The organism is Streptomyces sp. SID14515 (assembly GCF_010548505.1).
GTDB classification, from domain to species: Bacteria; Actinomycetota; Actinomycetes; order Streptomycetales; family Streptomycetaceae; genus Streptomyces; species Streptomyces caviscabies.
This window is the reverse complement of record NZ_JAAGMH010000107.1, coordinates 91,327-104,184: the sequence shown is the minus strand read 5'-3', so window position 1 is coordinate 104,184 and position 12,858 is coordinate 91,327. Positions and strand designations below refer to the sequence as shown.

8 protein-coding genes are annotated in these 12,858 nt (G+C 71.3%); 7 read left to right on the top strand and 1 reads right to left on the bottom strand.

Annotated elements, in window-relative coordinates; genetic code table 11:
* Position 1: 1 nt before the first annotated feature.
* The 3 genes from G3I54_RS24630 (at position 2) to G3I54_RS24620 (ending at position 2,622) form a co-directional block, all read left to right on the top strand.
* Positions 2–823, top strand: coding sequence for a DUF1684 domain-containing protein (locus G3I54_RS24630; protein WP_164617128.1), 822 nt, complete (start codon positions 2–4; stop codon positions 821–823).
* A 230-nt stretch (positions 824–1,053) separates the two neighbouring features.
* Positions 1,054–1,953 (top strand): S1 family peptidase, encoded by a 900-nt coding sequence (locus G3I54_RS24625; protein ID WP_164617126.1) that lies wholly within the window; start codon positions 1,054–1,056, stop codon positions 1,951–1,953.
* Between the two features lie 189 nt (positions 1,954–2,142).
* Positions 2,143–2,622 carry a hypothetical protein gene (locus G3I54_RS24620; protein ID WP_164617123.1) on the top strand — a complete coding sequence of 160 codons (480 nt, stop codon included), beginning with the start codon at positions 2,143–2,145 and terminating at the stop codon, positions 2,620–2,622.
* A gap of 30 nt (positions 2,623–2,652) precedes the next feature.
* Here G3I54_RS24620 and G3I54_RS24615 read toward each other — a convergent pair whose 3' ends face one another.
* Positions 2,653–3,579, bottom strand: a complete 927-nt coding sequence (locus G3I54_RS24615) for a DUF4231 domain-containing protein (RefSeq protein ID WP_164617121.1) — start codon at positions 3,577–3,579, stop codon at positions 2,653–2,655.
* 289 nt (positions 3,580–3,868) lie between these two features.
* Between G3I54_RS24615 and G3I54_RS24610 the strand changes: the two genes are divergently transcribed.
* The 4 genes from G3I54_RS24610 (at position 3,869) to fxsT (ending at position 12,850) form a co-directional block, all read left to right on the top strand.
* Positions 3,869–4,579: a hypothetical protein gene (locus tag G3I54_RS24610; protein ID WP_164617119.1), complete on the top strand. Its 711-nt coding sequence runs from the start codon at positions 3,869–3,871 to the stop codon at positions 4,577–4,579.
* A gap of 562 nt (positions 4,580–5,141) precedes the next feature.
* Positions 5,142–7,481: a radical SAM/SPASM protein FxsB, inactivated metallohydrolase extension form gene (gene fxsB / locus G3I54_RS24605; protein WP_239144546.1), complete on the top strand. Its 2,340-nt coding sequence runs from the start codon at positions 5,142–5,144 to the stop codon at positions 7,479–7,481.
* Between the two features lie 96 nt (positions 7,482–7,577).
* Complete coding sequence (gene fsxC, locus G3I54_RS24600; RefSeq protein WP_164617117.1) at positions 7,578–8,918, top strand: FxsC protein; 1,341 nt, start codon at positions 7,578–7,580, stop codon at positions 8,916–8,918.
* Entirely contained in the window at positions 8,915–12,850 is a 3,936-nt protein-coding gene (gene fxsT, locus G3I54_RS24595; protein WP_164617114.1) for an FxSxx-COOH system tetratricopeptide repeat protein, read from the top strand. The genes fsxC and fxsT overlap by 4 nt, the downstream gene beginning before the upstream one ends.
* Positions 12,851–12,858 lie beyond the last annotated feature (8 nt).

Genomic DNA, 12,858 nt, shown 5'->3' with positions numbered 1-12,858 from the left:
CATGAGCACGGACGCGACGCAGCAGGAGCAGGGCGGCGGGCCGGACGCCGCGCAGGACTGGCAGCGGTGGCACGAAGGGCGCGTCGTCGCCGTCGCCGCCCCGTACGGCCCTCTCGCCCTGACCGGAACCCACTGGCTCTCCGACTACCCGGAAGGGCGAATTCCGGCCGTCCCGGGGCACTGGCGCGAGGACGGCGACGAGGTGGTCCTCACGGCTGCCGCCGAGGACGGCATCGCCGTCGACGGCAAGCCGCTGACCGGCGAGGTCCGGCTCGGCGCGGACCGCGGGCCGATCGACGACTCGCGGGTGGCGCAGGGCGGGCGGCGGCTGGTGGTGCTCCGCCGCGAAGGGCTCTGGGCGGTACGGGACTTCGACCCGGGATCGGCCGCCCGGCACGCCTTCTCGACCATCGAGGCCACTCCGTACGACCCCCGCTGGGCGCTGCCCGGGACCTTCCGTCCGTACGGCGCGGACCGGACCGTACGGGTGGCCAACGCGGACGGGGTCGAGCGCGGCCTCGGGCTCGGCGGCGAGATCGCCTTCACGGTGGACGGCGAGGAGCGCACGCTCCAGGTCGCGGTCGAACCGGACGGGTCGCTGTGGGCCGTCTTCGCCGACGCGACCAGCGGGAACAGTAGCTACCGCTTCCGCTTCCTGCGGCCCGGGGCGCCCGCCGCGGACGGCAGCGTGAACGTCGACTTCAACCGCGCGCTGCTGCCGCCGTGCGCCTTCGCCGATCACTTCATCTGCCCCTTCCCGCCCCCGGGCAACACGCTCGCCGTGGCGGTCCCGGCGGGGGAGCGGAACCGGATCGACGCCTGACCCGCGAGAAGCCCCTCCGGCCCCGGCAGCCCCACGGCTCCCGGGGCCGGATGCGTATGGGGTCCAGGTGGCCGAAAGGCATTCTTGCGCCTCCTGTCCGGCCCCCTCGATACTCCGGTCAGCGATTGTCAGGGGCACGGCAACTCCGGAATCCGGACAGGCCCCCGACTGCGCCTCACGGGCCCGCCACCCCACAGGAGGGCCCCCGATTCCCCTCGGAGGAACCCGAAGTGAGGATCAAGCGCACCAACAACCGCTCCAACGCGGCGAGACGCGTCCGTACCACGGCCGTACTCGCGGGGCTCGCCGCCGTCGCGGCGATGGCCATCCCCACCGCGAACGCCGAAACCCCCCGTACGTTCAGCGCCAACCAGCTGACCGCGGCGAGCGACGCCGTGCTCGGCGCCGATATCGCGGGCACCGCCTGGAACATCGACCCGCAGTCCAAGCGCCTCGTCGTCACCGTCGACAGCACGGTCTCGCAGGCGGAGATCAACCAGATCAAGAAGTCGGCGGGCGCCAACGCCGACGCCCTGCGCATCGAGCGCACCCCGGGCAAGTTCACCAAGCTCATCTCCGGTGGCGACGCGATCTACTCCAGCACCGGACGCTGCTCCCTCGGCTTCAACGTCCGCAGCGGCAGCACCTACTACTTCCTCACCGCCGGTCACTGCACCCAGGGCGCCACCACCTGGTGGGCCAACTCGGCCCGCACCACCGTGCTCGGCACGACCGCCGGATCGAGCTTCCCGAACAACGACTACGGCATCGTGCGCTACACCAACACCACCATCCCCAAGGACGGTACGGTCGGCGGCCAGGACATCACCAGCGCCGCCAACGCCACCGTCGGCATGGCCGTCACCCGCCGCGGCTCCACCACCGGCACCCACAGCGGATCGGTCACCGCGCTGAACGCCACCGTCAACTACGGGGGCGGCGACGTCGTCTACGGCATGATCCGCACCAACGTGTGCGCCGAGCCCGGCGACTCCGGCGGCCCGCTCTACTCCGGCACCCGGGCGATCGGTCTCACCTCCGGCGGCAGCGGCAACTGCTCCTCCGGCGGAACGACCTTCTTCCAGCCGGTCACCGAGGCGCTGAGCGCGTACGGCGTCAGCGTGTACTGACCGGCCCCGCCCCGGCAGCGTACGGAGCTGTCCGTACATACGTGCCCCCGTCCGGAATTCCGGACGGGGGCTCCCGCTCGCCGGGGGGCTCTTGAGAGGATGTCGCCACGACGGGTCGTCGTGACGGGGCGACGGGGGCGGACCCGCCCCCGAGGGTGCGCTCCGCTGGCATCAGGGGGTAGCAGGTCCGTGAACCGCATCGGAGTCACCGGTCACCGCTCCATCCCCGCCGAGGCCGAGGCGCATGTGCTCGCGGGGCTGCGGGCCGCGCTGTGCGGCCTCGACGGCGCGACGCAGGCGCTCTCCAGCCTGGCGGTCGGCGCCGACCAGCTCTTCGCCGACCTCGCCCTCACCTGCGGCGCCGAACTGACCGCCGTGATCCCCAGCGGCGACTACGAGGCCTGTTTCGAGAACGCCGCCGACCTCGCCCGCTACCGGATGCTCAAGGCCCGCGCGGTGCGGGAGGTCCGGCTCGACTTCCCGCACTCCACCGACGAGGCCTACTACGCCGCGGGCGCCTACATCGCCGACCACTGCGACCGGCTGCTCGCCGTCTGGGACGGCCTCCCGTCCCGCGGCCTCGGCGGCACGGGCGACATCGTGACGTACGCCCGCACCCTGGGCCGCCCGGTCACCGTGATCTGGCGCGACGGAGTCCTGCGCGGCTGACCCCGGCCGGACCGAAACGGCGGCCCCGGCTCACACGCGGTGCCGGACCAGCCAGTCCGTGTGCTCGGGCGACACGATCCGCTCGGTCTCGAACACCGCCGCCGGCCAGTGCCGTTCGGTGAGAGTGGTCTCCATCGCGGCCTGCATCGACTCCAGGTCCTTCTCCACCAGCGAGTGCGCCGAGATCAACGGATGGTGCCGGCGCATCTCGTTCCAGGCCAGACAGGCCGCCGCCGCCGCGGACAGCGCCCCCGTCAGCCCGAACGACCGGCCCACCCCGAAGGTCTGCAACACGCTCAGCGCCAACGCCGGCAGCGTCAACGCGACGATGGCGCCCGACCACAGCAACGCCCCGCGCCGGGAGGCCTGCTGACGCCGGCGGTACCAGCGCCGCTGTTCGATGAGCCGGTCCCGTACGTAGGTCTCCTTGCGGACCGTGTAGGCCTTGTTCCGTAACGCGCGCATGGACTCCGTGATGAGACCGCCGGAATCCGGCAGTTCCTCGCGCGGATCGGCCCAGCCCACCTTCCGCAGCTCCTGGAGGCCGTCCTCCAGCCGATTGGCGAACAGCGCCTCCGGGTGCCCGGACGCACTGTCGAACGGCGCGCCGTGGACCGCGTAACGCCAGCAGTTGGACTTGATGAACTCCGCTGCGGAGCGGTTCAGTTGCCAATGTGACTTTGCTTTGCGCTGGGAGGCGAGGAAGGTCGCGAAGAGCACGCCCAGATACGCCAGCACCGCGGCCCCGTACAGGGCCTGGGACGCCGGACCGTCCTCGGCGTGCCAGGGCAGCGCGGCGGGCACCGTGCCGGCCACGAGCAGCGCCAGCTGCACCCGGGTGGTGTTCACGGCCTCGCGCTGGCGGGCCACGGCGACCGCGTCCGTGTGGTGGAACAGGGCCGGCAGGTCCTCGTTCCTGAAGACCATGGATCTCAGCGGCTCGGGCAACGCCGTCATGGTCGCCTCCGTCTGCAGTTGTCGTATGACCCGGCCGGTCGGTCGCGCCTGCCCCGCCCGGGGCCACGAGAGTAGGGGGGAGGGCCGGACGCGGCAAGACCGTCCGGGCTCCTCGGACGGCTGGTGCGGCAGGGTTCGGCCACTTCCGCGCAGGTGTTCTTCCGCGCCCGGCTGCACTGTGGCAAGGTTGCCCAACTGGACTGAAAAGCAGGTGAGTTGCCGCCATCTTCACGAGGCGCGATCACCTCCGGGCGGGGGAGGGGCCATCGAGGGGGACGGGGACGGAGGGGTGGATGACGCCATACCGCTCCGGGACAGCCAGCGCCGGGTGCGCCGCAGCCCGCTGCTCTTCACCGCTCCGCTGGTGCTGCTCGCGGTCCTGATCCTGGTCCTGCTGTGGGAGGCCGTCCGGGCCAACGTCTCGCCCGGTGCCCGGGACGACTGGCCCTGGCGGCTGCAACTGGTGGACATGGAGGCGCTCGGGAGCCTGCTGGCCGTGGCGGCCGGCGCCGTACTGGCCAGGGCGCAGTACGCCCGCACGGTCCGGCCCTACCTCGGCTGGCGCGGCTCCTGGCGCAAGGGTCTGCTCGCCGAGGGGAAACCCGCGTGGCGCGTCGGGATACTGAACGGCGGTCAGCACATCGCCGTGATCGAGGGCTGGGAGTGCCGCGTGGTGCTCCGCGACGGGTCCGACGCGGCGACGGCGCCCTGGGTCGCCGTCCCGGACGTCGTGGCCACCCTGACGGCGGACGGTCTTTCGGTGGGGCAGGACTACCAGCTCATCGCCTTCGGGAAGGGCTTTCCGCTGGTCGGCACCGGGAACTACGAGACCGTGCCGGTGGGGGTGTTCTCGCAGCGGTTCGTCGAGCGGGTCGACGCGCTCCAGATCCGGGTGCGGGTCACGGACGTCGTGGGCGACAGCCATGAACGCGTCCTGGACTGCATGCGCGGCTCCCGGGCGGAGCACAACGTGCCCGGCGCGGAACCGGTGAACGAGTGAACTGCCGTCCCCACCGAGGCGTCCCGGCGCATCCGGCCGGGGTCGGGCCGGGCCCGCCGGGATGCGCCCGTCCGGCAACTGTGCGGGCCGCTTCCCCGGCCGTGGAAAGCCCCTCACCTGCAAGGGCCGGCAAAAGAGCGGCCGGCTCTACGGCCAGCCGAATCCGCCGCCCGTCCTCCGCTCACCCGGGCGGTCGTGCGGAAGAGATGTTTCGACGCGAAAAACCCGATGTGAAGGCTGGTCCGCCGGCATGTGCAGGGGCCTCAGCGGTAGTAAAGTGCGCGTGCCGGGCCGTGTGATGACGCGGAATCCGTGCAGCGTTTCAATGTCCGGAAACAGACCCCTTCAGGATCCCCCTAGGACGGCCGTGAAGACCTACGGAACCACCCCCGCCTTCGCCTCTGCGAAGACCCGCGCAACCCTCGCGGCGACCGACGTCCGCAGCGCCGAGGCCGCCAGGAAGCTCGACCGTGCAATCGGTGCGACAACGGCCCGGTCCACCCGGATTTCCACTTTCAGTTCGGCTCTCTGAGCCGGCGTCAGAAGTGGATAGAATGGCGGAATGACAGGACCCCTGGTCCCCTTCCGTGAATTCGTGCTCAAAGTGCACAGCAGGTGTGATCTTGCGTGCGACCATTGTTATGTCTACGAACATGCAGATCAGAGCTGGCAGACCCGCCCCAAGACCATCTCTGACGAGGCAATTTCCTGGACTGCCCGGCGCCTGGCCGAGCATGCGACGACTCATGCGCTTCCCTCCGTCACAGTGATCCTGCACGGCGGGGAACCGCTTCTGGCAGGGCCCGCGCGATTGCGACGGGTCTGCGAGGAGCTCGGCTCGGCCCTGAACGGCATCGCTGAGCTGGACCTCAGGATCCACACCAACGGCGTCCAGCTCAGCCCCCGTTACCTCGACCTCTTCGACGAATTCCACGTCCGGGTCGGGATCTCGCTCGACGGCGACCGCGCGGCCAACGACCGCCACCGCCGGTTCGCCAACGGACGCAGCAGCCACCCGCTGGTGATGCGAGCGGTCGAACTGCTCCGCGAGGAGCGCTACCGCCACCTGGACCTCGGCCTGCTGTGCACGGTCGACATCCACAACGACCCGGTGGCCGTGCACGACGCCCTCGCCGAGCTCGAACCCCCGCTCGTCGACTTCCTCCTGCCGCACGCCACCTGGGACGACCCGCCGCCACGGCCGGACGGCTCGCCCACCGCGTACGCCGCATGGCTCCTGGCGGTCTTCGACCGCTGGACGGAGCAGGGCCGCCCCATGCCCGTCCGGATGTTCGCCTCGGTGCTCTCGAGCCTGAACGGCGGCCCCAGTCTCACCGAGTCGCTCGGCCTCGCCCCCACCGACCTCGTCGTCATCGAGACCGACGGGAAGCTGGAACAGGTCGACTCGCTCAAGAGCGCCTACGAGGGCGCCGCCGCCACCGGGTTCGACGTCTTCAGTAATACGTTCGACGAGGTCGCGGCCCACCCCGGCGTCCGGGCGCGCCAGCTAGGCCTGGCCGGAATCAGCGAGACCTGCCGCCGCTGCCCGGTCGTACGGTCGTGCGGCGGCGGGCTCTACACCCACCGCTACCGCTCCGAGCAGGGCTCCGACGGCGGCTTCGACAACCCCTCGGTCTACTGCCAAGACCTGGCCGCCCTGATCCGCGGCATCGAGGACCGGACCGCCGCCGCCACCGAGTCGCCCGTCGTCCGGGCGCCGGACGCGCTGCTCGCCGCCCACCTGGACCTGACCCGTACCCTGCTCGCGGCGCTCCACGACACCCTCGACGGACAGGGCGGCGAGCTCTGGGACGAGGCGTGGCGGCTCGCGGCGAGCCTGGAGGCCGACGCCCCGGGCGCCGAGGCGCTCGACACGGTGCTCGCCCACCCCTACACCCGCACCTGGCTGGTCGGCGCGCTGGAGGACGTCCACGCCGGCCGCGGCCTGACGGAGCCCGCCGCCGAACGGCTCGGCGCCTGTGTGGCCGCCGCCGCCGTCCGTGCCGGGCTCGACCTGCCCGTGCCGGTGGCGTACCGGGACGGAAGCCTGCATCTGCCCACCCTCGGCACCGCGGTCGTCGGCGGGCCTGGGGAGCGGGGCGTGGTGGTGGTGCGCGCCACGGGCGACGGATTCCTCGTCCGCGGGCCGGACATCGCGCCCGGCACTCCCTGCGCTCCCGCCGCTCCCGGCCCGGAGCTGCGTATCGCGCGCGAGGAACCGGAGGGCCCGCACTGGCGCCCCGTCCGCGTCCTGCGGCAGGCGCCGGCTCCGGCCCTCCTGCTCGACGACCTCGACCCCTTCCGCGACGGCTTCGCCATCGCCCCGGCCGACCGGCTCACCGCGGAGCGGGCCGACGCCTGGGCGCACCGGATCGCCGACGCCTGGGCGCTGCTGGCCGACGCCGTTCCGGAGCAGGCGGCCGAGGCGGCCCGGACGCTCACCACGGTGACCCCGCTGGTCGCCGGTGCGGCCGAGCCGGGGCGGCACGGGCACGGCGCGCTCGGCGTCGGGGCGACGGCCGACGGTAAGGAGCTGGCACTCGGCCTGCTGAGCGGATTCCGCCGGGCGAAACTGCGGGCGCTCGGTGAAGTGACGGATCTTTACGCCTTGGACGGTACCTGGGAACATCGGACGCCTTGGGGGAGCGAACACGTGACGTTCTCCCGACTGCTGGCGGAGACATTCGAACGGGCGGGGCTCGGGTTGTACGATCCGCGCTTCCTCACGGGTGTTCCGGAAGCCCTCGACATGATCGAGAACGCGGCGGAGGTGACGGTCGACGGAAAACAGCTGATCGCCGCTGTCCGCAAGGAGATCAGCGGAACACGGAGTGCGGCCGGGAAGAATCGCGGCAGGATCGTCCCGCCGTCCGGTCATCCCGTCGAACGTCCTGTCGTCTGACCGGAAAGTGACGTTCGAATGACCGAACGGCAGGGGGGTGGAAAGCGGTCCGCTCCGGAATGATGAGTTCGCTTGCACTTCCTTCCTCCTTCTGGGATGCGAGTGCTCACACAGGACGGGGGTCGTGTGCACGCATCGACGCAACAGCGAGCGGTGGGCCATCGGCCGTATTTCTTTCTGAGTTACGCCCACACACCGGGGTACGGCGGCGGCACGGACCCCGATATGTGGGTCGAACGGCTATTCCAGGATCTCTGCGGCCATGTGATGGCCATGACCGACTTACCCGCGGGCGCGCCCGCGGGATTCATGGACCGGGAGATACGTTCCGGCGAGGGCTGGTCGGAACGGCTCGGTGACGTCCTCGCCACCTGCCGGGTCTTCGTCCCGCTCTTCTCGCCGCGCTACTTCGCCAGCGAGATGTGCGGCAAGGAGTGGTACGCCTTCGAACAGCGGGCCATCCACCACCGGGCCCGCTCCAACCAGCCGGCCGAGGCCATCGTCCCGGCCCTCTGGGTGCCGGTGCCGCCGAGCCAACTGCCGGGCTCAGCCGAGCGGTTGCAGTTCAACCACCGCGACTTCGGGGAACGGTACGTCAGCGACGGCCTCTACGGTCTGATCAAGCTCAGACTCTTCGCCGAGGAGTACGAACGGGCCGTCTACGAACTGGCCAAACGCATCGTCAGCGTCGCCGACTCGGTCCGTATCGACACCGGCAGACCGGTCGACTACCGCCTCGCGCCCAGCGCCTTCGGCTCGCCCAGCAGCGGGGTCGGCGCACCCCGGCCGATGCAGATCACCATCGCGGCGCCCACCCGCCACGATCTGCCCGAGGGCCGCAACAGCGACCACTACGGCGACCACCCCCAGGACTGGAACCCCTACTACCCGGCCGCCGCTCGCCCGCTGGCCTATGTGGCCGAGGAACTGGTCCGCTCGCTCAACTACCAGGCGGTCATCACCTCGTTCGACGAGGACCGGCACGACGGCAAGGCTCCGCCCAGCACCCCCGAGATCCTGCTCGTCGACCGCTGGGCCCTTCGGGACGAGGACCACCGCCGCAGGCTCGCCGCCTTCGACGCCGAGAACCGGCCCTGGGTGACCATGGTCGTGCCGTGGAGCCGTGACGACCACCAGAGCAGAGCGGCGGAGACCGAGCTCGTCGAGAAGCTCGAAGCGACCATGCCGATCAAGATGGGCCAGGGCCGGGCCCTGTGCCGCGCGGCGGCGAAAGGAGTGCCCACGATGGAGGCGTTCGGCCAACTCCTGCCCCAGGTCGTCGAGGTGGCCGCCCAGCAGTATCTGAAGCACGCGAAGGCCTACCCGCCCGGATCCGGCGGCGGATCCGGCGAGCGGACCCGGCTCACCGGCCCCATGGGCAGTACGAGCTACATACCCGACCCGCACGACCCTGCGACGGAAGCGGAGGACCTATGAGTGCCGGTCGTGACGGGCGCATCGTCACCTTCTACTCGTACAAGGGCGGTACCGGGCGCACCATGGCGCTCGCCAACACCGCCTGGATCCTCGCGGCCAACGGCAAGCGGGTGCTGGCCGTCGACTGGGACCTGGAGGCCCCCGGGCTGCACCGGTTCTTCCACCCCTTCCTCGACCCGGCCACGCTCGGCGCCACCACCGGCGTGATCGACCTGATCACCGAGTACGCCTGGGCCGCGACCAGCCCCGCCCAGCGCGCCGAGGACTGGCACCGCGACTACGCCCGCATCCAGCCGCACGCCGTGTCGCTGACCCCGGAGTCGCTGGGCTGGGAGTTCCCGCAGGGCGGCACGCTCGACTTCGTCTCCGCCGGACGGCAGAACCGCGAGTACTCCGCGACGGTCTCCACCTTCGACTGGGACAACTTCTACGACCGGTTCGGCGGCGGCCACTTCTTCGACGCGCTGCGCGACGACATGAAGGCCAACTACGACTACGTCCTCATCGACAGCCGCACCGGCCTCAGCGACATCGCCGACATCTGCACCGTCCACCTCCCGGACGTGCTCGTCGACTGCTTCACCCTCAGCGACCAGTCCATCGACGGCGCCGCCTCCGTCGCCCGCCAGATCGCCGAGCGCAACACCGGCCGCCCCATCGCCCTCTACCCCGTCCCGATGCGCATCGACGAGGGCGAGAAGGAGAAGGCGGACGCCGGACGGGCGCTGGCCCGGCTCAAGTTCGACCGGCTGCCCCGCGATCTCTCCGGCGACGAACTCACCGCCTACTGGGGCGCGGTGGAGATCCCCTACCGGCCCTACTACGCCTACGAGGAGACGCTCGCCACCTTCGGCGACGAGGCCGGGCTCACCAACTCGCTGCTCTCCGCCTTCGAACGGCTCACCGCGGTCATCACCGACCGGGAGATCACCTCGATGCCCCCGATCGGCGAGGAGATCCGGCTGCGGATCCGCGACGCCTTCACCCGGCGCAGGCCCGCCCTGCCCGCCGACCTCTACCTCAGCTATGTGGCGGAGAACCGGATGTGGGCCGACTGGCTCGAATCGATCCTCACCCGGGCCGGATTCCGGGTCGTGCCGCGCGACGTCTCCGCCGAACGCCCCCCGGAGGAGGCGGCCGACGCCACCGCGGAGAGCGCCGCCCGCACCGTGGTGCTGCTCTCCAGCGCCTACCTGAAGTCCCAGCGCGCGGTCGAGCTGTGGGAACGTACCGCCGCCGAGGCCGTCGGCAGCGGCCGCCGCCGACTGGTCCCCCTGCGGGTCGGGGACGTACGCCTGACCTCTCCGTACATCGACCGCAACCCGGTCGACCTCTTCCGGCTGGACGAGGTGCACGCCACCACCGCCGTGATGCGGGCCCTGGACCGCCCGGTGCAGGTGGCCGACGGGGTCTCGCCCGGGCCCCGCTTCCCCGGCACCGTGCCGAGGATCTGGAACGCGCCGCCCCGCAACCCCGGCTTCACCGGCCGCTCGCTGGTCCTGGAGCGGATGCGCGACCAGCTCGGCGGCGGCCTGGCCGTCGTCCTGCCGCAGCCGCAGACCCTGTACGGACTCGGCGGCGTCGGCAAGACCCAGGTGGCCCTGGAGTACGTGCACCGCTTCATGGCCGACTACGACCTGGTCTGGTGGATATCGTCCGAGCAGCCCGACGACGTGGTCGCCTCGCTCGCCGAACTCGCCGTCCGGCTCGGCGCCCAGGGCGGCGACGACATGGCGGCCGCCTCCCAGGAGGCCGTCGACCTGCTGCGGCGCGGTGTGCCGTCGGACCGCTGGCTGCTGGTCTTCGACAACGCGGACGACCCCGAGCAGCTGCGCCGCTACTTCCCGCAGGGCGGCTCCGGCCACATCCTGGTGACCTCCCGCAACCAGAGCTGGTCCCAGCACGGGGACGCGCTGCCCGTGGACGTCTTCCTGCGCGAGGAGTCGATCGAGCACCTCCAGCGCCGGGCCCCCGGGCTGAGCGACGAGGACGCCGACCAGGTGGCGACCGCGGTGGGCGATCTGCCGCTCGCCGTGGAGCAGGCCGCCGCCTGGATCGCGGAGACCGCCACCCCCATCGACACCTACCTCGAACAGCTCTCCCAGCAGGCGCCCCAGGTCCTCGCGCTCAACCAGCCGGCCGGCTACCCGGAACCGGTCGCCGCGACCTGGAACATCTCCATCGCCCGGCTCAAGGAGCGCTCGCCCGCCGCCGTACGGCTGCTCCAGCTCTGCGCCTTCTTCGCCCCGGAGCCGATCTCCGCGAACCTCCTCTACAGCAAGGAGATGATCGACGCGCTGAAGCCGTACGACTCCTCGCTCCAGGAGAAGCTGGTGCTGGGCCGGGTCATCCGGGAGATCGGCCGGTTCGCCCTCGCCAAGGTCGACCAGGTCTCCAACTCCATCCAGGTGCACCGCCTCGTCCAGGCCGTGATCAAGGCGCAGCTCAGCGAGGAGGAGCAGCGCGAGGCCCGGCACGTCGTCCACCGCATCCTCGCCGGCGCCCGGCCCGACGACGACGAGCCGATAGACAACCCGGAGACCTGGCCGCGCTTCGCCACGATCTGGCCGCACCTCGGCCCCTCCGACGCCCGCAACTGCAAGGAGCCGGAGACCCGCAGGCTCCTGATCGACCGGGTCCGCTACCTCTGGAAGCGCGGCGACGTCAGGACCGCCGGGGCGCTGGGCAACGAGCTGCGGGAGATCTGGCGGGAGAAGCTGGGCGAGCGCGATCTGCAGTACCTCTACCTCTGCTTCCACCTCTCCAACATCCTGCGCACGCGCGGGCGTTACGTGGAGGCGAAGGAGCTGGACGAGTTCACCCTGGAACGGCAGCGGGCGGTGCTGGGGCCCGAGCACCCGCACACGTACATGACCACCAGCAGCCTGGCCATCGACCTCGGTCTGCTCGGGGACTACGCGCGGGCGATCGAGATGGCGACCGAGGCCCACGAGGGGTTCGGGCAGATCTTCCACGACTCCCACCCGCGGACCCTGGCCGCCGCCAACAACCTGGCCCTGAACCTGCGCAGCGTCGGCCAGTACGCCCGCGCCCGGGAGATCGACCAGGACGTCTACGACCTGCGCTCCCAGGTGCTCGGAGCGGAACACCCCTACAGTCTGTCCTCCGCCATGAACCTCGCCCGCGACCTGCGGGAAGTCGGCCGGTACGAGGACTCGGTGGGGCTGCTCAACACGACGTACAACAGCTTCAAGGAGACGATGGGCCGCAGCTTCCCCGCCACGCTGAGCGCCGCGAAGAGCCTCGCGGTGTCGTTGCGCAGGGCGGGCCGGCTGGAGGACGCGCGCCGTCTCACGGTGGCGACCCGCGCCCGCTACCGGGCGAAGTACACCAGCGCCAACCCCGATTCGCTGGCCTGCGACCTCAACCTCGCCGCGGATCTGTTCGCGGCGGGTGAGAACGCCGAGGCGAGGGACACGGCGCAGGAGGTCGTCGACCAGTACATGAAGGTGCCGGGGGAGAAGCACCCGTACACGCTGGCGGCGCAGAACAACCTCGGCGTCTATCTGACGGGGGCCGGGGAGCCGGAAGCGGCGGAGCGGGTGCTGAAGCTCGTCGTCGCCGCCATGCGGGAGACCTTCGGCCGCGAGCACCCCAATACCCTGTTCTGTGTGATGAACCTGGCCAGCGCGACGGCGGACCGGGGCGAGCTGGACATCGTGCTGGAGACCGAGCAGCGGCTGTCCGGGCAGCTGCGCGAGGCGCTCGGGGCGCACCATCCGGAGACCCTGGCCATGACCTCGAACATGGCGGTCACGCTCGACGCCATGGGTCGGGAGGACCAGGCGGTGCAGTTGCGGGCGGACATCGTCCCCGAGCTGTCGCGGCAGCTCGGCGACGACCATCCGCTGGTCCGTATCGCCCGGACCGAGGAGCGGTTCCGGCGGGAACTGGAGCCGATGTCGGTGTGACCGGCGGT